The 24,088-nt window shown below is 66.6% G+C and carries 19 protein-coding genes; 12 read left to right on the top strand and 7 right to left on the bottom strand.

The window, feature by feature from the left end; translation table 11 throughout:
* The first annotated feature begins 1 nt into the window (after window position 1).
* The 3 genes from AC1VV3_RS09065 (at window position 2) to AC1VV3_RS09075 (ending at window position 2,252) form a co-directional block, all read left to right on the top strand.
* The gene (locus tag AC1VV3_RS09065; RefSeq protein WP_482961592.1) at window positions 2–1,291 is read left to right on the top strand and encodes a dicarboxylate/amino acid:cation symporter; all 1,290 of its coding nucleotides are present in this window, start codon (window positions 2–4) and stop codon (window positions 1,289–1,291) included.
* A 68-nt stretch (window positions 1,292–1,359) separates the two neighbouring features.
* A complete protein-coding gene (locus AC1VV3_RS09070; protein WP_482961593.1) occupies window positions 1,360–1,923 on the top strand; it encodes a flavin reductase family protein in 564 nt (187 codons plus the stop codon).
* Entirely contained in the window at window positions 1,923–2,252 is a 330-nt protein-coding gene (locus tag AC1VV3_RS09075; protein WP_482961594.1) for a hypothetical protein, read from the top strand. The genes AC1VV3_RS09070 and AC1VV3_RS09075 overlap by 1 nt, the downstream gene beginning before the upstream one ends.
* Window positions 2,253–2,291: 39 nt before the next feature.
* On the opposite strand, the gene AC1VV3_RS09080 is transcribed toward AC1VV3_RS09075, so the two are convergent.
* Entirely contained in the window at window positions 2,292–2,900 is a 609-nt protein-coding gene (locus AC1VV3_RS09080; protein ID WP_132264468.1) for an HNH endonuclease, read from the bottom strand.
* 467 nt (window positions 2,901–3,367) lie between these two features.
* Between AC1VV3_RS09080 and gluQRS the strand changes: the two genes are divergently transcribed.
* From gluQRS to AC1VV3_RS09105, 5 genes are all read left to right on the top strand, one after another.
* Window positions 3,368–4,213 (top strand): tRNA glutamyl-Q(34) synthetase GluQRS, encoded by an 846-nt coding sequence (gene gluQRS / locus AC1VV3_RS09085; RefSeq protein ID WP_482961595.1) that lies wholly within the window; start codon window positions 3,368–3,370, stop codon window positions 4,211–4,213.
* Window positions 4,210–4,443 (top strand): HIG1 domain-containing protein, encoded by a 234-nt coding sequence (locus AC1VV3_RS09090; protein WP_132264465.1) that lies wholly within the window; start codon window positions 4,210–4,212, stop codon window positions 4,441–4,443. The genes gluQRS and AC1VV3_RS09090 overlap by 4 nt, the downstream gene beginning before the upstream one ends.
* Window positions 4,444–4,493: 50 nt before the next feature.
* Entirely contained in the window at window positions 4,494–5,075 is a 582-nt protein-coding gene (locus AC1VV3_RS09095; protein ID WP_482961596.1) for a cob(I)yrinic acid a,c-diamide adenosyltransferase, read from the top strand.
* 64 nt (window positions 5,076–5,139) lie between these two features.
* The gene (locus AC1VV3_RS09100) at window positions 5,140–6,009 is read left to right on the top strand and encodes a 3-hydroxyacyl-CoA dehydrogenase family protein (protein WP_482961597.1); all 870 of its coding nucleotides are present in this window, start codon (window positions 5,140–5,142) and stop codon (window positions 6,007–6,009) included.
* 129 nt (window positions 6,010–6,138) lie between these two features.
* Entirely contained in the window at window positions 6,139–6,459 is a 321-nt protein-coding gene (locus tag AC1VV3_RS09105) for a hypothetical protein (protein WP_442046906.1), read from the top strand.
* A 200-nt stretch (window positions 6,460–6,659) separates the two neighbouring features.
* Here AC1VV3_RS09105 and AC1VV3_RS09110 read toward each other — a convergent pair whose 3' ends face one another.
* Together AC1VV3_RS09110 and mutS are read right to left on the bottom strand one after the other, a co-directional pair.
* Window positions 6,660–6,878, bottom strand: a complete 219-nt coding sequence (locus tag AC1VV3_RS09110; RefSeq protein WP_132264458.1) for a hypothetical protein — start codon at window positions 6,876–6,878, stop codon at window positions 6,660–6,662.
* Window positions 6,879–6,901: 23 nt separating this feature from the next.
* On the bottom strand, window positions 6,902–9,547 hold the full coding sequence (gene mutS / locus AC1VV3_RS09115) for a DNA mismatch repair protein MutS (protein WP_482961598.1): 2,646 nt from the start codon (window positions 9,545–9,547) through the stop codon (window positions 6,902–6,904).
* 114 nt (window positions 9,548–9,661) lie between these two features.
* On the opposite strand from mutS, the gene AC1VV3_RS09120 reads away from it, so the two are divergent.
* Window positions 9,662–11,923 carry an NADP-dependent malic enzyme gene (locus AC1VV3_RS09120; RefSeq protein WP_132264456.1) on the top strand — a complete coding sequence of 754 codons (2,262 nt, stop codon included), beginning with the start codon at window positions 9,662–9,664 and terminating at the stop codon, window positions 11,921–11,923.
* A 147-nt stretch (window positions 11,924–12,070) separates the two neighbouring features.
* On the opposite strand, the gene trmB is transcribed toward AC1VV3_RS09120, so the two are convergent.
* The 4 genes from trmB to AC1VV3_RS09140 form a co-directional block, all read right to left on the bottom strand.
* Window positions 12,071–12,802 (bottom strand): tRNA (guanine(46)-N(7))-methyltransferase TrmB, encoded by a 732-nt coding sequence (trmB, locus tag AC1VV3_RS09125; RefSeq protein WP_134094772.1) that lies wholly within the window; start codon window positions 12,800–12,802, stop codon window positions 12,071–12,073.
* Between the two features lie 514 nt (window positions 12,803–13,316).
* Entirely contained in the window at window positions 13,317–14,012 is a 696-nt protein-coding gene (gene ctrA / locus AC1VV3_RS09130; RefSeq protein WP_021233000.1) for a response regulator transcription factor CtrA, read from the bottom strand.
* A 204-nt stretch (window positions 14,013–14,216) separates the two neighbouring features.
* Complete coding sequence (locus AC1VV3_RS09135; protein WP_132264451.1) at window positions 14,217–15,575, bottom strand: putative O-glycosylation ligase, exosortase A system-associated; 1,359 nt, start codon at window positions 15,573–15,575, stop codon at window positions 14,217–14,219.
* Entirely contained in the window at window positions 15,568–15,804 is a 237-nt protein-coding gene (locus AC1VV3_RS09140) for a hypothetical protein (protein ID WP_482961599.1), read from the bottom strand. The genes AC1VV3_RS09135 and AC1VV3_RS09140 overlap by 8 nt, the downstream gene beginning before the upstream one ends.
* Window positions 15,805–15,869: 65 nt before the next feature.
* Here AC1VV3_RS09140 and AC1VV3_RS09145 point away from each other — a divergent pair, with 65 nt between their 5' ends.
* The 3 genes from AC1VV3_RS09145 to gltB all read left to right on the top strand — a co-directional run bounded on the left by AC1VV3_RS09145 (window position 15,870) and on the right by gltB (window position 24,079).
* Window positions 15,870–17,123, top strand: a complete 1,254-nt coding sequence (locus AC1VV3_RS09145; protein ID WP_482961600.1) for a TIGR04063 family PEP-CTERM/XrtA system glycosyltransferase — start codon at window positions 15,870–15,872, stop codon at window positions 17,121–17,123.
* Between the two features lie 46 nt (window positions 17,124–17,169).
* Window positions 17,170–19,167: a hypothetical protein gene (locus AC1VV3_RS09150; RefSeq protein WP_482961601.1), complete on the top strand. Its 1,998-nt coding sequence runs from the start codon at window positions 17,170–17,172 to the stop codon at window positions 19,165–19,167.
* A 274-nt stretch (window positions 19,168–19,441) separates the two neighbouring features.
* Window positions 19,442–24,079 (top strand): glutamate synthase large subunit, encoded by a 4,638-nt coding sequence (gene gltB, locus AC1VV3_RS09155; RefSeq protein ID WP_482961602.1) that lies wholly within the window; start codon window positions 19,442–19,444, stop codon window positions 24,077–24,079.
* Window positions 24,080–24,088: the final 9 nt, after the last annotated feature.

Below are 24,088 nucleotides of genomic sequence, written 5' to 3' on the forward strand. Positions count from 1 at the left end.
GATGAGCACCCCAAGTCCCGCAAAACCCGGAAATTCCTCGCGCATTCCGGATATTCGCGTTCCTGGAAAGCTGACCCTGGCCGGACTCGTCGCGGGGCTGGTGCTGGGCCTCGTGCTGGCGGGCGATCCGCGCGCCATTCCGGTGCTGAAAGTGGCCGGACCGATCGGCTCACTATGGCTGCAGGGGCTGCAGATGACGATCCTGCCGCTGGTCGCGGGCCTGCTGTTCAGCGGCATCGTCGAAACCATCGCCGTCGCCCAGGCCGGCGCCATGGCGCGGCGCACGCTGGGGATCATCATCGGCTTCCTGGCCTTCAGCGCCGCGCTGGGCGCGGTGGCCATGCCCCTGCTGCTGGACCTGTTCCCCGTCCCTCCCGGGGTGCGCTTCACTCACGGCGAGGAACCTGCCGCAGTGCCGGGCATCGCCGACTTCCTCTCCTCGCTCATGCCCGAGAACGTCATCTCCGCCGCCGCCGCCAATGCGATGCTGCCGGTGATCGTCTTCGTCGCCCTGTTCGCCGTCGCCTCGACCCGGCTTGCGGACGAGCCGCGACGCGCGCTCGCCGTGCTGTTCGAAGGGGTTGCCGGCGCGATGATGGTGGTGATCGGCTGGGTGCTGGCGCTCGCGCCGATCGGCGTCTTCGCGCTCGGCTTCGGCCTGGGCGTGCGCAGCGGCGGGGCCGCGCTGGGCGCGCTCGCCCATTACATCGTGCTGGTCACGGCGGTCGGAACCGTCGTCATGGTGGCCGGATACCTGATCGCCGCTTTCGCCGGGCGGCGCCGCCTTTCCGCTTTCGCCGCGGCCGTGCTGCCCGCGCAAGTCGTGGCCATTTCCACCCAGTCCTCCATCGCCACACTGCCCGCCATGCTCGCCTCCAGCCGCCGCCTCGGCGTTTCGGGCACGACCGCGGAGTTCGTCCTGCCGCTGGCCGTCACGCTGTTCCGCGCGACGGGTCCGGCGATGAACATGGCCGTGGCCGTCTACGCCGCGCGGCTCGCCGGCATGGAGCTGACCACCGGCGCGCTCGTGGCGGGTGCCCTGGTGGCCTTCGCCACCACGTTCGGCGCCGTCTCGCTGCCCGGCACGATCAGCTTCGTATCCTCGATCGGCCCCATCGCGGCGGCCATGGGCACGCCGCTCTGGCCGCTCGGGGTGCTGGTGGCCGTGGAAGTGCTGCCGGATCTCATGCGCACCGTGGGCAACGTGACGATGGATGTGGCCCTGACCACCGCCGTCGGCCGCGGCGTGGAGGGCGAGGAAGCCGAAACCCCGATCGAGACCCTGCACTGACCATAGCTGCGCCGGCGGAACCGCGCCGGCCCTGAGGCGCTCCTGATCCGACAGGAAAGGAGCCCCGCATGACTCACTGGCGCGAAGTCCCGCCGTCCCACGCCCGGCAGTTCCTCGAACCCGGGCCGGTCGTCCTGCTGGCGACGCACGATGCCGGCGCGTCTGCGGACAACGTGATGGCCATGGGCTGGCACCAGGTACTGGAATTCACGCCTGCGCTGATTTCCTGCCTCGTTTCGCGCGGAAACCACAGCCATGCGCTGCTGCGACGGAGCGGCGAGTGCACCATCAACGTGCCCACCGCCGACTTGCTCGACATGGTCGTGCGGATCGGCAATTGCAGCGGCGCGGACAGCGACAAGTTCGCCGATCTCGGCATCGAGCGCGAACCGGCCGCCCATGTCGCCGCCCCCCTCCTTCCGCAATGCCACGCCCAGCTCGAATGCCGTCTCCATGACGACGCCATGGTGGGCCAGTACGACCTGTTCATCCTCGAAGTCCTGCGCATCCGCGCCGCAACCAGCCCGAAGGCGCCGCAATTCGTCCACTACCTGGGTGACGGGCAGTTCATGCTGTCCGGCAAGCGGGTGTCGCGAAAAAGGCTGTTCAAGCCGGAAATGCTGGGCATCTGATGCGGACAGCCCCCTGCCTGGCACTCGCCGCGCTCTTCTTCACAAGCGGTTCCTCCGCTTTCGCGGACCAGCGCGCCGCCGTCTACACTTGCCACTTCGCGCGCTACGGTGAGGTCGTCATCGACACCCGGCCCGAGGGTCCGGGCATCACGGTGGGGGGCAAGACTTATGCCGCCCAGGCCGGCGCCTACTTTTTCCAGACCGAAGACGGGAAAGTCGCCTTCTTCAAGCCGGGTATGAAAGCGTGGTCCTACGCCGACGCGCGCGTCGATCCCGACCTGAAGGCCGTCGAGGCCAGCCGTTGCCGTCGCGGAACGGGGAAGCGCTGAGTTCGGGAGGCGCGCCCGCGCCGGGCGGCATTGGAGGGCTCAGGCCTCCAGCTCGATGTCCCAATAGAGCCAGTCCCGCCACGTTTCGTGGAGGTAGTTCGGCGGGAAGGCCCGGCCGCGCTCCTGAAGCTGCCAGCTCGTCGGCCGGATCGGGGCCACCAGCGGCGGCATGTTCGCCTGCTTGGGGGTACGGCCGCCCTTCTTGAGGTTGCAGGGCGCGCAGGCGGTGAGGATGTTTTCCCAGCTGGTCCTTCCGCCCAGACGGCGCGGGACGACGTGATCGAACGTCAGTTGCTGGGGAGAGCCGCAATATTGGCAGCTGAAACGGTCGCGAAGGAAAAGATTGAAGCGGGTGAAGGCGGGGAATTCGGAAGGCCTGACATATTGCCTCAGGGCGATCACCGAGGGGATCTGCATCGACCAGCTGGGACTGTGCACCACCCGGTCGTAGCTGGAAATGATGTCCACCCTTTCCAGAACGATCGCCTTGATCGCGGTCTGCCAGGGCCAGAGACTCAAGGGGTAGTAGGAAAGCGGCGTGTAATCCGCATTGAGCACTAAGGCAGGACAGTCGGAAAGACTTCGGGAGGGGTCATCCTCCGCGCTGCGGAACCGGGCCGCGCGCTCGATCAGCTCCGACTTGAGCATGGCCTCCTGTCGCAGGCCCTGATTGCGGTTTCATGGCAACGCATGAGTTTCTTTGCAGCATTTACGCGAGTCGCCGTCAAGCCGGGACCGGGTTCGCGCCATACAACAATCCACAGGTTCGCCACAAGCATTCCACAGGATGTCCTCAGGCTGCCAACGCCCGGCACACAGGTTATGCCAAGCTTATCCACACGCCTGGGTGTGCGTGAAGTCCTGCCGCTTTCGGCCCTACTTTTCGTCATTGCGAGCGCAGCGAAGCATTCCAGAGCCGCGCAGAACCGCCCTGGATTGCTTCGCTGCGCTCGCAATGACGAAGGGGGGGCGGCGGTCGAGGCAAAGGCAGGGCAAGGCCAGGGGACACCGGCAGAGGCGAAGGCACAGCCAGAACCCCGCCGGAAGCGCGAAACGGAAACGCCTATCGCCACTTGCCCTTGCGGCACGCCGCAGCGCGGCTAGGAGCAGCAGCGATGATCCGCACCCGCTTCGCCCCCAGCCCCAACGGCCCGCTGCACCTCGGCCATGCTTATGCGGCCATGATGGCGCATGACCTTGCCCGCACGCGGGGCGGCGCGTTCCTGCTGCGGATCGAGGATATCGACGGAGAGCGCAGCCGCCCGGAATTCGTGGAGGAATTCTTCCGCGACCTCGAATGGCTCGGCCTGGAATGGAATGAAGACGTCCGCTTCCAGTCCCGCCGCCTGGACAGTTATGCCGAGGCGGGAGAGCGCCTGAAGGCGTTGGGCCTGCTCTATCCCTGCCGCTGCACCCGCGCCGAGATCGCCGCCGCAGCCACCGCAATGGGACCGGACGGCCCGGTCTATCCAGGCACCTGCCGCCACCGGGAGATCGACCCCGAAGGCGCGGCTTGGCGGCTCGACGTCGCAGGCGCGCTGGACCTGACCGGCCCGCTCGAATGGACCGACGAGGGGGCCGGTACCCTGCGTGCCGCGCCCGAAATCTTCGGTGACGTGGTGCTGCTGCGCAAGGACCTGCCCGCCAGCTATCACCTGGCCGCCACGCTGGACGACGCGGCCGACGGCATTTCCCTCGTCACCCGCGGGATGGACCTGTTTCCGGCGAGCCATGTCCACCGGCTGCTGCAGGCGCTGCTCGGCCTGCCGGTGCCGTTGTGGCATCATCATGCCCTGCTGGTGGAGCCGGACGGGCGCAAACTCGCCAAGCGGCGCGGCGCGCCCTCGCTGGGTGACCGGCGGCGCGCGGGAGAGGACGGCAAGGCCATCGCCGAGGCGCTTCGGCAGCACCGCTTCCCTGCTGGCATTTCGCTTTCGGCGGGCCTACACCAAAGCCCATGAGCACCATTCTCATCCCCATCATCATCCTGCTGATGATCATGGTCGTCGTCAGCCTCGTGCGCGGTATCGTGGCCTTCATGCAGGGCGCGAAGGAAGATCTGAACCGGGATCCCGCCTCCACGGAGCCCACGGCGAACCAGCTCCTCCAGAACAAGATGATGTTCAACCGCATCAAGTATCAGGCCGCGGCGGTGATCGTCTGCGCGATCCTGCTGGCCATGGCGCGCTAGGGCTTTCGCCGCCAAAATCCGCCTTGGGCGGATTTTCAAAGGATTCCACCTTGGTCCGTCTCAACAAGATCTACACCCGCACCGGTGACGACGGCACGACCGGCCTGGTCGACGGCTCGCGCCTGCCCAAGAATGCCGCACGCATGGAAGCGATCGGCGCGGTGGACGAGGCGAACTGCGCCATCGGCCTCGCCGTCTGCGCGCTGACGGAAACGCCGCACGGTTCCGTGCTCACCCGCATCCAGAACGACCTGTTCGACCTTGGCGCGGATCTCGCGACGCCCAAGGCCCCTGGTGACGAGAATTTCACGCCCGGCGAGATGACCCTGCGCGTGGTCCCCTCGCAAGTGACGTGGTTGGAAACGGAGATCGACGCGATCAACGCCCATCTCCAGCCGCTGCGCAGCTTCATCCTGCCCGGCGGCAGCGAGGCCGCCGCGCGTGTCCACATCGCCCGCGCCTCCGCCCGCAAGGCAGAGCGCGCCGCCGTCGCCATGGCCGCCGAAACGCCCACCAATCCGGCGGCGCTCGGCTATCTCAACCGGCTCAGCGACTATCTCTTCGTCCTCGCCCGGGCGGTGAATGGCAATGGGACCGACGACGTGCTTTGGGTACCCGGCCAGAATCGCTAGGTTCCCTCGCCGAGCGCCGATGATAATCCTTCCGGCGCAAAGGGATCACCAGAGGAGTTTGGCAGTGCGGAAAGTCGGAATCATCGGCGCGGGCATCATGGGTTCGGGCATCGCCCAGACCGTGGCGAGCAAGGGCATGGACGTGGTCCTGTCCGACATCTCGGTCGACATCGCCGAGAAGGGCAAGGCCGGCATCGCCAAGGGCCTGGCCCGGCTGGTGGCGAAGGAAAAGATCGCCCAGGCCGACTTGGACGCGCTGCTGCCCCGCATCACCACGGCCGGAGACTACTCGGGAATGGGCGACTGCGACCTCATCATCGAGGCCGCGACCGAGCGCGAGGATATCAAGCTGAAGATCTTCGCCGCCGTGGGCGAAGTGCTGGGCGCGAACGCAATCCTGGCCTCCAACACCAGTTCGATCCCGATCACCCGCATGGCCGCCAGTTCGCCCGATCCGGCGCGCTTCTGCGGGCTGCATTTCTTCAACCCCGTGCCGGTCATGGGCCTGGTGGAAGTGATCCCCGGCCTCGCCACTTCCGAGGAAACGACCGCGCGGATGAAAGCCTTCGGTGAGGCCCTGGGCAAGACCGTGGTGCTGGCGGGCGATGCCCCCGGTTTCGTGGTCAACCGCATCCTCTGCCCGCTGCTCAATGAAGCGATCTTCGTGCTGGGCGAGGGGCTGGCCTCGGTAGAGGACATCGACGCCGGCATGCGGCTGGGCGCGAACCATCCGATGGGCCCGCTGACGCTTGCCGACTTCGTCGGCCTCGATACGCTCTACGAGATCATGAAGGTGTTCCTGGCGACCACCGGCGATCCCAAGTACCGCCCGGCGCCGCTGCTCCAGAAATATGTTGAGGCCGGCTGGTACGGCCGCAAGTCCGGCCGGGGGTTCTACGATTACTCGGGCGAAGTGCCGGTTCCTACTCGCTGACAGGTGTGGCGCGCTGACAGGTCCGGCGCGCGGACAGGGAACGCGACGGGAAGCCGTTTCCCGTCGCGTTCGTCCTATACCGGAACCCGCGTGTTTCCTTAGCCGTTATCCCGGCAAAGGAGACACGCCATGACCGAACGTCCCGACGATTCCGCGCCCGAAACCTTCAACCCCGAACAGGATGACGAAGAAGCGCAGGCCCAGTCCGTCGCCGAAGAGGCACAGGACCGCGCCACCGCGCCTTTCGGCCTGGAAGACAGCGAGAAGGTGAAAGGCGGCATTGACGACGAGGATGACGTCGAGGATCTGGTCGATCACATGAACCAGATGGACACCAGCGGCGTCATCGACATGTCCGCCTATCGCGGTGAAGAGACGATGGACGACCTCGAAAACCGCTACGGCACCCAGAACGCCGCCGACGAGGATTTCGAAGACGACGACAGCTGACTCGGCGTTGAAGGCCGGGACCGATGGCGAAAACCAGGTTCCGGGGCGCTTTTAACGGAAACAGGCCGCTCCCTGCACAGGGGGCGGCTCCTTGCCGTCAGATGCCGCGCGGCCTGAAAACCATGGGACCCGCGCCTTTCGACGGAGTCGGACCTGCGAATCGGCCTTCGTCAGGAGCGCAAGCCGGGCTTTCGGCCCGGCTAGTTCGCCGGCTTGTCCAAGGCCCAGGGATTCCGGTGCGCCGGCGGCTGCTTATCGGCATGCGCCGCCAGGGTCCCGGCCAACTGGGCAGCGTCATTCGCATCGCCGCCCTCGTCCGGCGAGGGCACGGAGCAATAGGCCGTCAGCAACATGCTGGCAGACCAGAACAGCGCATGCCACCGGCTCTTGAAGACATTCCTGATCTTGGGCCCGAACATCCGCGCAGACTAGCGGCGCAGGGTTAAGAGTCCGTACCCGCCTCGCGCTTCAGATCGTAGAGGATTTCCAGCGCATCACGCGGCGAAAGCGCGTCGATGTCCATATCGCGCAGCTTGTCGCGCAGGGCGTCGCACTGTTCCTCATGGGCATCGTGCGCCGCCGCGAACAGCGGCAGGTCGCCAAGGCCCGCTGCCAGCCCGCCCGTCTCGGCGCGGCCCTTCTCCAGCTTGTCCAGCACCGACTTGGCGCGGCTGATCACCTTGGGCGGCACCCCGGCAAGGCGTGCGACGGCCAGGCCGTAGCTGCGATCCGCCGGACCTTCGGCCAGTTCGTGCAGCAGCACCAGGTCGCCCTTCCACTCGCGCGCGCGAACGTGGTGGAGCGACAGCGCCTCGCAGGTCTCACCCAGCCGCGCCATCTCGTGATAGTGCGTGGCGAAGAGGCAGCGGCAGCGGTTGGTTTCGTGCACCGCTTCGGCAACGGCCCATGCCAGCGCCAGGCCGTCGTACGTCGAAGTCCCGCGTCCCACTTCGTCGAGGATGACGAAGCTGCGATCGGTCGCCTGCGCCAGGATCGCGGCGGTCTCCACCATCTCGACCATGAACGTCGACCGGCCGCGCGCCAGGTTGTCCGAAGCGCCGACGCGGCTGAACAGGCGGTCCACCATGCCGATCTTGGCCGACCTGGCCGGCACGAAGCCGCCCGCCTGCGCCAGCAGCACGATCAGCGCGTTCTGGCGCAGGAACGTCGACTTACCGCCCATGTTGGGGCCGCCGATCAGCCAGAGCCGGTCATGGCTGGCAAGGCGGCAATCGTTGGCGACGAAGCGCTCGCCCTGAACCTTCAGTGCGGCCTCGACCACGGGATGACGGCCGCCCTCGATATCCAGCGAGAGACCGTCCACCACTTCGGGCCGCGCCCAGCCGCCCTCGACCGCGCGCTCGGCCTGTCCGGCAGCGACGTCGAGCCGGGCGAGCGCCGCGGCGGTGCGGGCTATCGCATGGCGGGCGGCGACCGCTTCGGCCACCAGTCCCTCGAAATGCGCTTCCTCGGCGGCGAGCGCGTGGGCACCCGCCTCGGTGATGCGGCTCGCTTCCTCATGCAGGGCGAGCGCGTTGAAGCGCATGGCCCCGGCCATCGTCTGGCGGTGCGAAAATCCGCTGTCCGGCTCCAGTAGCTTGTCGGCATGGCGCTGCGGCACTTCGATGAAGTAGCCGAGCACATTGTTATGCTTGATCTTCAGCGCGGCGACGCCGGTTTCCTCACGATACTTCGCTTCCAGCGCGGCGATGGCGCGGCGGGCATTGCCCGAAGTAACGCGCAGTTCGTCCAACCCGGCATCGTAGCCGCTGGCGATATAGCCGCCCTGCCCGCGCTCGGTCGGCGGGGTTTCCACCAGCGCCTGCGTGAAGTGATCGACCAGGGCGGCCCAATGATCCTGGCTTCCGCCAAGCTCCGGCATCAGCCGGTCGAGCAGCACCGGCAACCCATCCATCTGCGCCAGTCGCTCCCCGATCCGGCGCGCGCCCGACAGACCGTCGCGAAGCTGACCCAGGTCGCGCGGACTGCCGCGCCCCGCCACCACGCGGCCCAATGCCCGGCCGATATCCGGCTGCGCCCGCAGCGCGGCGCGCATGTCCTCGCGCAGCAGGGGGTCCTCGTGCAGCCATTCGACCAGTTCCAGCCGCTCGGCAATCGCGTGGCGATCGGTCAGCGGCGCGGACAGGTCTTCGGCCAGCTGGCGTGCGCCGGCGCCGGTCACGCAGCGGTCGATCGCCTCGACAAGGCTGCCCTTGCGTCCGCCCTGCGACGATTCGAGAATCTCCAGGCTGGCGCGCGTCGCCTCGTCCATCGCCAGCGCCGCATCGCTTGCGCGCGCTTCCGGCGGCAGCAGCAGCGGCAGCTTGCCGCGCCCGACATGGTCGAGATAGGCGATCAAGCCGCCCGCCGCCGCCAGCATGGCGCGCGTGAAGGTGCCGAAGCCGTCGAGCGTGGCGACGCCGTGGACCAGCTTCAGCCGCTCGTCACCGCCGTCGGACGAAAACTCGTGCCCCGAACGCGAGATCGCGCCGTCCGGCGCCAGCTCCCAGCCCTCCGACACCACCAGTTCGCGCGCACCGAGACGCGCCAGCGCCGCGCCCAGCCGCTCGGGCGGGCACTCTTCCAGCTCCATGCGCCCGGTCGAGATGTCGCAGGCCGCGATCCCCACCGTGCCGCGCAGATCGCAGGCCGCCGCCAGCACATTGGCGCGGCGCGGTTCCAGCAGCGATTCCTCGGTCAGCGTGCCGGCGGTGACGAAGCGCACGATATCGCGCGCGACCAGCGCCTTGGAAGCCCGGCCTTCCTTTCTGGCGCGCTCCTTGGCTTCGGCGGGCGTTTCGGTCTGTTCGGCAATCGCCACGCGGCAGCCCGCCTTGATCAGACGGGCCAGATAACCCTCCGCCGCATGGACCGGCACGCCGCACATCGGGATGGGCTGACCGCTGTGTTCGCCGCGAGTGGTAAGTGCAATGTCGAGCACTTGGCTTGCGATTTTTGCATCCTCGAAGAACAGCTCGAAGAAGTCGCCCATGCGATAGAACAGCAGGCAGTCCCCCGCCACCTCCCGCAAGGCAAGGTACTGGGCCATCATCGGGGTCACCCCCGCTTTCTCGGACGCTGTGCTCATGGCTGTGAGCGTTAGCCCCGCGCGTCCCTTTTTGTGAAGCGCCGGGGCGCCGCCTTTCCCCTATCGCGTGGCGATAACATTCGTTAGGGCCACTCCCAAATCGGGAGAAATCGCTTGTCCGAAAAGTCGAAGATCCAGTTCACCGAGCGCGAAGCGCTGTTCTATCACAACACCATCCGCCCCGGTAAGATCGAGATCATTGCGTCAAAGCCCATGGCCACGCAACGCGACCTCTCGCTTGCCTATTCGCCGGGCGTCGCCGTTCCGGTCCAGGCCATTGCCGACGATCCCGCCACGGCCTACGATTACACCGCCAAGGGCAACCTCGTTGCGGTGATCTCGAACGGCACCGCGATCCTGGGCATGGGCAACCTCGGCGCCCTGGCATCGAAGCCGGTGATGGAAGGCAAGGCAGTGCTGTTCAAGCGCTTCGCCGACGTCGATTCCATCGACATCGAACTCGCCAGCGAGGATACCGACGCGCTGATCGAAGCCATCGCCATGATGGAGCCGAGCTTCGGCGGCATCAACCTTGAAGATATCAAGGCGCCCGAATGCTTCATTATCGAGCAGGCCCTGCGCGAACGCATGAACATCCCGGTCATGCATGACGACCAGCACGGCACCGCGATCATCGCCGCCGCCGGCCTGATCAACGCCTGCCTCATCACCGGCCGCAAGCTGGAGGACGTCAAGGTGGTGGTGAACGGCGCAGGCGCTTCGGCGCTGGCCTGCACCGCGCTGATCAAGTCGATGGGCGTGCGCCACGAAAACGTGCTCGTCTGCGATACGCGCGGCGTGATCTATCCGGGCCGCGAACGCGTGGACCAGTTCAAGTCCGCCCACGCAGTGAAGACCGACCGGCGCACGCTGGCCGAAGCGCTCGAAGGCGCGGACGTCGTTCTCGGCCTCTCGGCCAAGGGCGCGATCACGCCCGAAATGGTCAAGACCATGGCCCCCGAGCCGATCATCTTCGCCATGGCCAACCCGGACCCGGAAATCACCCCGCCCGAAGCCAAGGCCGTTCGCCCCGATGCCATCGTCGCCACCGGCCGTTCGGACTATCCGAACCAGGTCAACAACGTGCTGGGCTTCCCCTTCATCTTCCGCGGCGCGCTGGATGTCAGCGCCACCGCCATCAATGAAGAGATGAAGATCGCTGCCGCCACGGCCATCGCCGAACTGGCGCGCGAGCAGGTTCACGAGGACGTGGCCGTCGCTTACGGCGAATCGCAGCAGTTCGGCCGCGACTACATCATCCCCGCGCCGTTCGATCCGCGCCTGATGGAAGTCGTGCCCATGGCGGTGGCCAAGGCAGCCATGGATTCGGGCGTCGCCAAGCGCCCGATCGAGGACTTCGAGGCCTATCGCGACCAGCTAAAGGCGCGTCTCAATCCCACCACCTCGGTGCTCACCCGCGTCTACGAACAGGTCCGCGCCAATCCCAAGCGCATGATCTTCGCCGAAGCGGACAACGAAGTGGTGCTGCGCGCGGCGATCCAGTACCGCGACTTCGGCTATGGCGAACCCGTGCTGGTCGGCCGCACCCAGGTCATCCTCGACAAGATGGCCGAGCTGGGCGTGCCCAACCCGGAGAGCTTCCATATCGAGAATTCGATGGTCTCCGAGCATGTCGCCCCGATGGTGGAGATGCTTTACGAACGCCTGAAACGTCGCGGCTTCCTGCAGCGCGACGTGCAGCGCATGGTCAATACCGATCGCAACATCTTCGCTTCCGGCCTGCTCAAGCTGGGCGTGGGTGACGGCCTTATCACCGGCATGACCCGCCCCTTCGCACAGTCCATCAAGGAAGTGCGCCGCGTGCTGGATCCGGCCGAGGGCAAGCTGGCCTTCGGCATCCACATGCTGGTGGGCAAGAACCACACGGTGTTCATGGCCGACACCACCATCAACGAGCGCCCCACCGCCGAGCAGCTCGCGGTGATCGCCAAGGAAACCGCGGCCGTCGCCCGCCGCCTGGGCCATGAACCGCGCGTGGCCTTCCTCAGCTACTCCACGTTCGGCAATCCGTCGGGCAAGTGGCTGGAACAGACCCGCGAGGCGATCCGCATCCTCGACGAGGAACAGCCCGACTTCGAATACGAAGGCGAAATGGCCCCCGACGCCGCGCTGAACCCGAAGATCATGGCGCTCTATCCCTTCAGCCGCCTTTCGGCGCCTGCCAACGTGCTGATCATGCCGGGCCTGCAGTCGGCCAATATCTCGGCCAAGCTGCTCAAGGAAATCGGCGGCACAACCTCGATCGGGCCGATGCTGCTGGGCGCGGAAAAGCCGGTGCAGATCGTGCCGATGACCGCACTGGCACCCGACGTGCTGACGCTGGCGGTACTGGCTGCGGCCGGGATCGCCGGATAACGAAAAAAGCGGCGCCCGGATCATGCCGGGCGCCGCTTTTTCAGACATACCGTTCAGAAGAGCGCCTGCCCGCGATTTGGGCTGTTCATGGCCCGCGGTCCCGGATCAAGTCCGGGACGACGTCATCTCCACGACGTCACTTCCCGCTCACTTCCGGCGATAGCGGAAATACCAGACCTCATGCCCATAGACGGTGCGCGCCTTGTTTTCGTAGCGCGTTTCCGGCCAGCCGCCAGGACGGACCTGGAAGTCCTGCGGCTTGTCGCAAAGCCACTCGAACTGGTCGGTATGGCGCTGCATCACCATCAGCGCATGGCGCACGTAGACCGCATGGTCGGTGCCGAAGCGGAACTCGCCGCCGGGCTTGAGCTTGGCCGCGAACATGTTCACCGGGCCGTCGTTCATCATGCGCCGCTTGGCGTGGCGCGCCTTGGGCCAGGGGTCCGGGTGCAGCAGGTAGAGGAACGAGAGCGAGCCGTCCGGAATGCGCGAGAGCACTTCCAGGGCATCGCCGTGATGGATGCGGACGTTGCCGAGCGGCGGCTGCGCCGGCCCGCCGCCTACCGGATTCTCGCCCGAGACATGGGTGAGCGCCTGCGCCACGCCGTTGATGAAGGGCTCTGCACCGATGAAGCCATGCCCCGGCAGCAGGTCCGCACGGAAAGCCAGGTGCTCGCCGCCGCCGAAGCCGATCTCGAAATGAAGCGGGCAATTCTCACCGAACAGCAGCTCGGCCGTCACCGGACCTTCGAGGGGAACCGCGATTCGCGGCAGCAGGTTGTCGACCAGCGCCTGCTGGCCCGCGCGCAGGGGCTTGCCCTTGGCGCGGCCGTAAAGGCGGTTGAGCGTGGTCGGATCGCCGGATTTGTGAGCCGTCATGGCGCGGGCCACTGGCACCGATGCGGGGCAAGGTCAACGTGGCAGCCGCTAACGGGGCCGTGGAGGCGGCGATTTACCGGCCGAGGGTGGGGTTTCGTGGGCCTTTTGTGCGTGATTGGGGGTAAGGTTTCGGTCCGGTCCTGCGCGCCCTGTGCCTCGCACTCTGGCACTCTGGCACCCTGGCACCCTGGCACCGTATGCCCGACCCACCCCCACCTTCGTCATTGCGAGCGTAGCGAAGCAATCCAGGGCAGTTCCACGCCGCCCTGGATTGCCACGTCGGCTTCGCCTCCTCGCAATGACGAAGGAGGTGGTGAGAGCGAGTATCGATCAGAGTCGGGGTGCCCAGCGGGGCGGGCACAAACATCGGCATGTGCCAAGCATGCGCCCGGAACGCGCCGGTGCCCAGCCCAGCCCCACAAACAAGGCCCGCAAAACGAAACGGCCCACCCCGAGGGGCAGTCCGTTCCATTCGCGCGTCACATCCCCGTCAGGGGCGCGCAAGGGGTAGGTTTTACGCGACTTCCTGAAGCTCGTCCGGATCGCGCAGTACATAGCCGCGGCCCCAGACCGTCTCGATATAGTTGGCGCCGCCGCAGGCGTGGGCCAGCTTCTTGCGCAGCTTGCAGATGAAGACGTCGATGATCTTCAGTTCCGGCTCGTCCATGCCGCCGTAAAGGTGGTTGAGGAACATTTCCTTGGTCAGCGTGGTGCCCTTGCGGAGCGAGAGCAGCTCCAGCATCGCATATTCCTTGCCGGTCAGGTGCACGCGGGCGCTGTCGACTTCGACGGTCTTGGCGTCGAGGTTCACCACCAGCTTGCCGGTGCGGATGACCGACTGCGAATGGCCCTTCGAACGACGAACCACGGCGTGGATACGCGCGATCAGTTCTTCGCGGTGGAAGGGCTTGGTCACGTAGTCGTCGGCGCCGAAGCCGAACGAGCGCACCTTCGAATCCATTTCGGAGATGCCGGAAAGAATGAGAACCGGCGTCTGCACTTTGGCCACGCGCAGCTTCTTCAGCACGTCATAGCCGTGCATGTCCGGCAGGTTGAGGTCGAGCAGAATGATGTCGTAATCGTAAAGCTTGCCGAGATCGAGGCCTTCTTCACCGAGATCGGTGGAGTAGACGTTGAAACCTTCGGCCGTCAGCATGAGTTCGATGGCCCGCGCAGTAGTCGGTTCATCCTCGATCAGCAGCACTCGCATCGGAATTCCCTTTCGCCCCCCGTCCATCGGCCCAAATCCCCAGCCGGAACGGATATTTCCATGTATTAACCATAGGACCAATGAAGGTTAAAGGTTAATTTGCCGTAAATGCGAATGCCCGGGCATTTTCAGGGCGATAGGGAATCCGCGGGTGTTAGGAATATTTCATCGCGGAAATCCGGTGCGCGATGTCCGAAAGCCGGGTCAGGCAGTTCGCATGGCCGTCTTGGCGGGGCGAATCGGGGCTTGCGGCAGCCGCACGTCGATGCGCTTCAGATAGCTCCAGAACCCGCATTGCAGCCCGATCAGCATGAGGATGAACGGCTGGAAGGCGATGCCCACGAACAGCGATCCGATCAGGTAGACCACCTGGGCCAGCTGGAGCGACACCGCCAGCGGCGCCACCCAGGCCTCGTCCGGACCGGTGCGCTTGCGCCAGCGGCGGCGGATCTGCTCCATCTGCAGCAGGCCCGTCAATTGGAGCAGGATCCATAGCCCGAAACCGGGGAAGCCCTGCTCTCCCAGCATCTCGAAGTAGCTCGAATGGAAGGCCCGGCCCTCCTCCACCACATGAGTGCGCCGAATCTCGGTGCTGCCGTCCACGGTCGTCTTGGCCACGGTATCGTATTCGACGCGGCTGGACTGGTTGACCACGAAGCCGCCGCCCAGGGGATGCTGCTTCACATAGCCCCAGGTCCATTTCCACACGCCCAGGCGCGTGCTGGCGGACTGGTCGGCCTCGTGATTCTCGATCGTGCCCATGCGCGCCAGGAAGGCCGGTGGCAGGAACGGCACCACCACCATCACCGCCAGCGCCATGCCCCCGGCGATCAGCACTTTGTGCTTCGCGGTCCTCAGGTAGAACAGGCAGAGCACGCCGAGGCACACCAGCCCGGTGCGGGCTTGCGTGCCCACCGGGATCAGCGAAGCGGCGAAGATCAGCGCTCCGGCAAACAGATAGACGCGCCAGTCCGCCGGGAAGACCGTGCCGTACTTCACCAGCCAGAGGATGATGGGAATGATGGAGATCGCCACGGCCGAGAGGATCGACCCTTCGTAAAGGCCAGTGTTGTTCTCCACGAAGATGCGCAGCGTGCCGTAGCCGCCTCCGCCGCCCGCCGTCTTGAGCCCGCCGTCGATGATGAGCGCGCTCGCCGCCAGCACCATCACGAGCGCCACTGCCTCGATCCGGAGGCGGGTCCGCAGGGTGAACGGCAGGAAGATCGCGAAGACCAGCGCCTTCCACACCCAGGCCCACTTTTCAGCCGCTTCGGCCGGATAGACGGCAGTCCAGGTGGTGAAGCCGCAATAGAGCAGCAGCAGCACCAGGATGCCCTGCCGCCAGGTGAACCGCGAATCGCGCTTGTCGTCCAGGGCCACCCAGCCCAGGAACGCCGCCGCGAAAGCCATCAGCGAGATCGGCAGATGGGCCAGGATGCCCCAGGAGATGATCTGCGGGGAGACGATGTCCACGTAGAGATAGCATAGCACCCAGAGGAACGGGCGCCGGAAGCCGATCAGCAGGAAGCAGGCGACGAAGCCCGTCAGCGCAAGGTCAAGCATCGCCGTCCTCGCGCGGGTCGTCTGCGCCCGGCCAGCGCATCTCGCGGCGGACGGGCGCGGTTCTCGACCGCGAGGCCGGGGCCTTTCCACTGGCAGCCGGCGCCGTGTCGGCTGGAGAGGATGCGTTCCCGCGCACCGATTCGACATCGAGATCCGGCCGCATCAGCAGCCGCCAGGCGGCCAGCGCCAGCAGTCCGTGACTCAGGGCAAGGGCAAGGATGTCGACCATCGGCGCCGGGCCTAGCAGTGCGGAGTTGACGCGGCGTTAAGCCTTGCAGACTTACGACCTGGCTCATGACCCGCGTCCTTCACGTCCTCGACCATTCGCTGCCGATGCAGAGCGGCTACACCTTCCGCACCCGCGCGATCCTGAAGGCGCAGGAGGCCATGGGCTTCGAAGTCCGGGGCGTCACCGGCATACGCCACAAGGCGGCCGGCCCCGCGGTGGAGGAAGCCGATGGCCTGGTGTTCCATCGCACGTCGGGATCGGTCGCCGGCCCGCCGGTCCTGCGCGAATGGCGCGAGATCGGGCTCTTCGCCGAATCCATCGAGCGGGTGGTGCATGAATGGCGGCCGGACGTGCTCCATGCCCACTCGCCCTCGCTCTGCGGCGCGGCCGCCGCGCGCGTCGCCCGGCGCCACGGCATTCCCCTCGTCTATGAAATTCGCGCCTTCTGGGAAGATGCCGCGGTCGGCAACGGCACGGGCCGCGAAGGCTCGCTGAAGTACCGCCTGACCCGGGCGCTGGAGAACCGCGTGGTGTCGCGCGCCGATGCCGTCGTGACGATCTGCGACGGCCTGCGCCAAGACCTCGTCGCGCGCGGCGTTCCGGCGGGGAAGATCACGCTCATGCCCAACGGTGTCGACCTCAGCCTGTTCGGCGCGCCGCCCCCGCGCGATCCCGCGCTCGCCCGCGAACTCGGGTTCGAGGTGGAGGGCCCCGCCGGCGCCCTGGCCTGCCCGGTGATCGGCTTCATCGGGAGCTTCTACGACTACGAAGGGCTGGACGACCTGATCGCCGCCATGCCGCTGCTGCTGGAACGCCAGCCCCTGGCGCGGCTGCTGCTGGTGGGCGGCGGCCCGCGCGAGGAGGCGCTGCGGGCGCAGGCGCTGGCTTCTCCCGCTGCCGGCGCGATCCGCTTCATCGGCCGCGTGCCGCATCAGGACGTGGAGCGCTATTACGCGCTGGCCGACGTGATGGCCTATCCGCGCAAGAAAAGCCGGCTGACGGACCTCGTCACGCCGCTCAAGCCGCTGGAGGCCATGGCGCAGGGCAAGCTCGTGGCCGCCAGCGACGTGGGCGGGCACCGCGAACTGGTCACTCACGGCAAGACCGGCACTCTCTTCGCGCCAGACGATCCCGCCGCCTGCGCCGCCGCACTTGCGGGCTTGCTGGAGGCGCGCGAATCGTGGGATGCCTACCGCCGGGCCGGGCTCCAACATGTCCGGGAACGGCACGATTGGGCCGTCAATGCCGGTCGTTATCGAGACGTTTACCAAATGGTGGCACCTCTCGATGCACGAAAAAGGCTGGAAACCGCTGCCTGAGCTGGCGGCTTCCGCTCAAACAGATCTGAGAACGGGGTTTAGAAACGTGGCGAAACCAGAGAACAGGAAGCCCCAGCCGATCAGCCGTCATCCCTTGTTCCCCGCCATCGTGGCCTTGTGGTTCGCGGCCCTGTTCGGCCTGGGATCGATCATCGTCAGTCCGGCGCTGATCGAACATATCGTCCTGTCGACCGGCATTGCCAAGCTGGTGCCCATGGCCGCGCCCCCGCTGGGGACGACCGCCCGCATCCTGTTCGCCCTGGGGCTTACCGGCCTGGGCGGACTGATCGGCCTGGTGGCCGCCCGCCGCGTGGCCCAGACCGCCGAAGCGCAGACCTCGCAAACCGGCACGGCGCGCATGCCGTTCGCCGGGCTGGAACCTGCGGAAACCGATCTCGAACCCGAAGCCGACCCGGCGCAGGACCGCAAGTCCGCCGCCATGCCGCGCCGCCGCCGTGCTTTCGCGCTGGTGGCCGAGGAAGCGCCCCGGCTGGAAGAGGCCGATGCCGCAGCCGAAACCGACGCCGAAGTTTCCGGGAACGGCCAGCCGCCGATTCTCAACCTCTCCGATCTCGACCTGGAAGGAATCGAGGCCGCCGGCCTGACCGACCCGGCGCTCCCGCCTGAGCAGCACGCCTATCGCCAACCGACCCTGGCCGAGAGCGACCTGGACACGGCCGGCGCTCTCGAAACCGCCGAGATGCCCGAATCGCACATGCCCGAATCGCTGGCTGCCGAATGGTCTGTCGCGAACGAGGACGAAGCCGAAATCGCTTCCGAGGCCCGCGCTGAGGAGGCCAAGCCGGAAACCATCGACCAGGTCGTTCCTGGCCAGGGCGGCTTTGCCGAAGACGATCACGGCCCCTTCGGCCGCATCCCGGAATGGCTCGAACCGCGCCAGGAAACCCACACTTTCTCGCCGGCCGCCTGGGCCGTCTCGCAGGACGATGTCCCCGAGCCTGCCGCATCCGCACCGGCGCCCGAAACCCTGAACAACCGCCTGTTCGAAGCCTATTCGCGCTCCTTGTCCGAAGTGGCCGAAACCCCGGCTTCCGAAGGCCGGCCGCTGTTTTCCCCCGAAACGGCGGAGACGGCCGATATCGCCGTGTCCTTCCGGGCCGCAGAAGAGCTGCCGCAGGCTGCGGAGCGGATTGCCGGCGCCGATCTCGAAGACCTTTCGCAAGTCGAACTGCTCGAACGCCTGGCGCTGGCCATGGAGCAGCAGCGCAGGCGCCGTCTTCAGGCCGCCACTCCTGACAGCGCGCCGTCCGACGGCACCGCTTCAGGAATCACCGCGCCCAACGGCACCGCAACCGCCGAAATGCCGGCGCCGCTTTTCGATCCCGCATCGCCGGGCACCGAGACCATCGCTTTCCCCGCGCCTGCCACTTCCCTCTCCACGCTCCCGCGCCTTGCCTCGGTAGCGCCGTTCACGGCGCCCCTGCGCCCGGTCCCGGACGAAGCATCGCCGGATCGGGAATCGCCGGAGCAGGACATCGTCCCTTCCGCCACCACCCGCATCCCCGCGGCCCTGCGTCCGGTGGGCTTCGATGCCTTCGGCCATGACGAAGCCGAGGACGCACTGCCCGGCTACGTCCCGCCCCGCCACATCGGCCTGGCGCCGGCCCGCCCGATTTCGGTCCTGGCCCGCACCCTGGCGGATGCCGAAGAGGCGGAACGGCTTGGTGATGAGGCCGAGGCCGAGGATCTCGGCAAATATGCCGCCTTCGACCCGCTCTCGCAGGACTTCGACTATGCCGAGGCTCCCGAGGACGACGAACAGGAGGCCGTGCTCGAGCAGGGTTACTCCTCGCTGCTCAACCTCTCGCGCCAGGCGCCCCGCCAGAACTTCGTGCGCTTCGACGAGAACGCCGCCCCCGCCGAGGCTTTCGGCGAGGACTCAGGCCCGGTGGAAGAGGCGCACCTTGCCGAGGACGGTGGGCACCGCCCGTTCGACCCACCCGCGCGCCCCGATCCCAGCGAAACAGAAAAGGCCCTGCGCGCCGCGCTTGCCACGCTCCAGCGCATGAGCGGGGCCGCCTGAACGGTCGGTCCCCGGGACTGGCCTTTAAGCGGCCGGTCCCTGCCAAAACGCGTTCCACGCAACTGAAACACGTTTTCGCATAACAAAATTCCCTTTTTTCCCGCGCACACGCACTAAATTTTGCGCGCACCCCTGCCTTCACCATTGCAAAAGCGTCCCGCAATCGTCATGGGGGCGCGAGGGACCACCATGACGCGCACCGGCGCCGCACGATTCGTGCGCGGCGGGGCGTGGACAGGTCCCCGGCAAAAAATGACAGGATGGGTTTATATCGATGGGATTTCCTAAGCCCCAGGGCCTTTATGATGCGCGTAACGAACACGACTCCTGTGGTGTGGGCTTCGTAGCCCATATCAAAGGCCAGAAAACGCATGCTATCATTACTCAGGCGCTGGAAATCCTGAAAAATATCGACCACCGCGGTGCGGTGGGTGCCGACCCGCTGCTGGGTGACGGCGCAGGAATCCTGACTCAGCTTCCCGATGGCCTGTTCCGCAGCTGGGCCGCCGCGACCGGCGTCGAGCTGCCGCAGCCGGGCGACTATGCCGTCGCCATGTGCTTCCTGCCGCAGGACGAGGCCAGCCGCGACCTCATCACGCAGACCTTCGAGAAGTTCATCGCCAAGGAAGGCCAGCACCTGATCGGCTGGCGCGACGTGCCCGTCACGCTCGATGGTCTGGGCAAGACCGTCATCAACTCGATGCCGGTGATCCGCCAGTGCTTCGTCGGCCGCGGCGACAACTGCGCCGACCAGGACGCTTTCGAGCGCAAGATCCTGGCGATCCGCAAGCAGACGCAGAACCCGCTCAAGGCCATGGCCGAAAAGCACAAGCTGCCCGGCCTGACCGAGCTCTACATGCCGAGCTTCTCCAGCCGCACGATCGTTTACAAGGGCCTGCTGCTGGCGACCCAGGTCGGCTCGTTCTACGACGATCTGCGCAATCCAGAGTTCGTCTCGGCGCTCGGCCTCGTGCACCAGCGCTTCTCGACCAACACCTTCCCGAGCTGGAAGCTGGCGCATCCGTTCCGCTTCATGGCCCACAACGGCGAAATCAACACGGTTCGCGGCAACGTGAACTGGATGAACGCGCGCCGCCGCACCATGGAATCCGAGCTGCTCGGCGCCGATCTCGACAAGATGTGGCCGCTGATCCCGCATGGCCAGTCGGACACCGCCTGCCTCGACAACGCTTTCGAGCTGCTGCTGGCGGGCGGCTATTCGCTCAGCCACGCGATGATGATGCTGATTCCGGAAGCATGGGCGGGCAACCCGCTGATGACGCCGGAACGCCGCGCCTTCTACGAATATCACGCTGCCCTGATGGAGCCCTGGGACGGTCCGGCCGCCGTGGCCTTCACGGACGGCCGCCAGATCGGCGCCACGCTCGACCGTAACGGGCTGCGCCCCGCGCGCTTCCTCGTCACGGACGACGACATCTGCGTCATGGCGTCGGAATCCGGCGTGCTTCCGATCAAGGAAGACAACATCGTCCGCAAGTGGCGCCTCCAGCCCGGCAGGATGCTCCTGATCGACTTCGATCAGGGCCGCATCATCGAGGACGAGGAAATCAAGACCCAGCTTGCCAATGAAGAGCCCTACGAGAAGTGGCTCGACCAGGCGCAGTACAAGCTGGCCGATCTCGACGTGATCGAACCCGAACTGGCCGAGCTGCCCGCGCCCACCGGCACGCTGCTCGATCGCCAGCAGGTCTTCGGTTACACCCAGGAAGACGTCAGCCGCTTCCTGGAGCCGATGGCCGTCGCTGCCGACGATCCGCTCGGCTCGATGGGCACCGATACGCCGATTCCGGTGCTGTCGAACAAGGCCCGCCTGCTTTACGACTACTTCAAGCAGAACTTCGCGCAGGTCACCAACCCGCCGATCGACCCGATCCGCGAGGAACTGGTCATGAGCCTCGTCTCGATGATCGGCCCGCGCCCGAACCTGCTTGGCCACGATGCCGGCACGCACAAGCGCCTGGAAGTCAGCCAGCCGATCCTGACCGACCTTGGCCTCGCCAAGATCCGTTCGGTGGAAGCCGCGCTCGACGGCGCCTTCCGCACCGCCACCATCGACATGACCTGGGACGCCAAGACCGGCGCCGCGGGCATCGAAATGGCGATCAAGGAAATGTGCTGGGCCGCGACCGAAGCGGTGCTGGCGGACAAGAACATCCTCGTCCTGTCCGACCGTGCGCAGGGCCCCGACCGTATCCCGATGCCGGCCCTGCTGGCGACGGCCGCCGTGCACCACCACCTCGTTCGCCAGGGCCTGCGCATGCAGACCGGCCTCGTCGTGGAAACCGGCGAAGCGCGTGAAGTCCACCACTTCTGCGCGCTGGCGGGCTTCGGCGCCGAAGCGATCAACCCCTATCTCGCCTTCGAGACCATCGAGGCCGTGCGCGTTCGCAAGAACCTGCCGGTTTCGGCGGAGCAGGCCGCGAAGAACTACGTCTATGCCGTCGGCAAGGGCATCCGCAAGGTCATGTCCAAGATGGGCATTTCGACCTATCAGTCGTATTGCGGCGCGCAGATCTTCGACGCGGTCGGCCTCTCGACCGCCTTCGTGGACAAGTACTTCACCGGAACCGCCACCACCATCGAAGGCGCAGGCCTGACCGAGATCGCGGAAGAAGCCGTCCGCCGCCACGATGCGGCCTATGGCGACAACCCGATCTACGCCAGCATGCTCGACGTCGGCGGCATCTACGGCTCGCGCGTCCGCGGCGAGGAACACGCCTGGACGTCCGAGAACATCGGCGCCCTCCAGCACGCCGTGCGCGGCAATATCCCCGCCAAGTACGAGGAATTCGCCCGCACCATCAACGACCAGTCGACCCGGATGCTCACCATCCGCGGGCTGATGGAGTTCGTTCCCGGCCAGGCGATCCACATTTCCGAAGTGGAGCCTGCCAGCGAGATCGTGAAGCGCTTCGCCACCGGCGCGATGAGCTACGGCTCGATCTCGTGGGAAGCGCATACCACGCTGGCGATGGCGATGAACCGCATCGGCGGCAAGTCGAACACCGGCGAAGGCGGCGAGGATCCCTCGCGCTTCAAGCCCCTGCCGGGCGGCGATTCCATGCGTTCGTCGATCAAGCAGGTCGCCTCGGGCCGCTTCGGCGTGACCACCGAGTACCTCGTCAACGCCGACGACATCCAGATCAAGATGGCCCAGGGCGCCAAGCCCGGCGAAGGCGGTCAGCTGCCGGGTGACAAGGTGGACAAGACCATCGGCGCCACCCGTCACTCGACGCCCGGCGTCGGCCTGATTTCGCCGCCGCCGCACCACGACATCTACTCGATCGAAGACATCGCGCAGCTCATTCACGATCTCAAGAACGTGAACCCGACCAGCCGCGTCTCGGTCAAGCTGGTGTCCGAAGTGGGCGTGGGCACGGTTGCCGCGGGCGTTTCCAAGGCGCGCGCGGACCACATCACGATCTCGGGCTACGAAGGCGGCACCGGCGCTTCGCCGCTGACCTCGCTGACGCACGCGGGTTCGCCCTGGGAAATCGGCCTGGCCGAAACCCAGCAGACCCTGCTGCTCAACAACTTGCGCAGCCGCGTGGTGGTCCAGGCCGACGGCGGGCTGCGTACCGGCCGTGACGTTGCCGTGGCCGCGCTGCTCGGCGCGGAAGAGTTCGGCTTCGCCACCGCGCCGCTGATCGCGGCCGGCTGCATCATGATGCGCAAGTGCCACCTCAACACCTGCCCGGTCGGCGTCGCCACCCAGGACCCCGTCCTGCGCGCCCGCTTCACCGGCCAGCCCGAGCATGTGGTCAACTACTTCTTCTTCGTCGCCGAGGAACTGCGCGCGATCATGGCCGAACTCGGCTTCCGCACGATCGCGGAAATGGTCGGCCGGGTCGACAAGCTCGACATGAAGAAGGCCGTCCAGCACTGGAAGGCCAAGGGTGTCGACCTGTCCAAGGTTCTCTACCAGGCACCGCTGGGCGACAGCCCCTCGCTGGGCTGGAGCGAAGCGCAGGACCACGGTCTTGAGAACGCGCTCGATAACGAGCTGATCGCCGCTTCGGACGACGCCCTGGATAACCGCCAGGCCGTTCGCATCGAGAAGAGCGTCATCAACGTCAACCGCACGGTCGGCGCGATGCTCTCGGGCGAAGTGGCCCGTCGCTACGGCCATGACGGCTTGCCCGACAACACGATCAACGTGAAGCTCACCGGCGTCGCCGGCCAGAGCTTCGCCGCCTGGCTTGCCCACGGCGTCACGCTCGACCTGACCGGCGATGCCAACGACTACGTCGGCAAGGGGCTTTCGGGTGGCCGCGTGATCGTGCGCCAGCCCGGCCATGTGAACCGCGATCCGCTCAAGAACATCATCGTCGGCAACACCGTGCTCTACGGCGCGATCTCCGGCGAGGCGTTCTTCAACGGCGTCGGCGGCGAGCGCTTTGCGGTCCGCAACTCGGGCGCGATCGCGGTCGTCGAAGGCTGCGGCGACCACGGCTGCGAATACATGACCGGCGGCGTCGTCACGGTGCTGGGCAAGACCGGCCGCAACTTCGCGGCAGGCATGTCCGGCGGCATCGCCTACGTCTATGACGAGGACGGCGAGTTCGAGAAGCTGGTGAACCCGGCGATGGTCGACCTCATCCGCATCTCGGCCGAAGACGAAGACGAAGAGGGAACCGGCCGTCCCCAGCAGCGCACCGTCTCGGTCCGCGACCTGGGCATGGGCGACATGCTGCGCCACGATGCGGAGCGCCTGCGCATCCTGCTCGAACGCCACCACCTGCACACCGGCTCGAAAAGAGCCCGCGCGCTGCTCGACGACTGGTCGAACGCGCTGGGCAAGTTCGTCAAGGTGATGCCGCGCGACTATGCGAAGGCTCTGCGCCAGCAGGAGGCTGAACGCCTCGAAGCCGCCTCGGTCGCAGCAGAATAAGATCTAGGA

The sequence above is a fragment of the Novosphingobium sp. BL-S-34 genome (assembly GCF_056857015.1).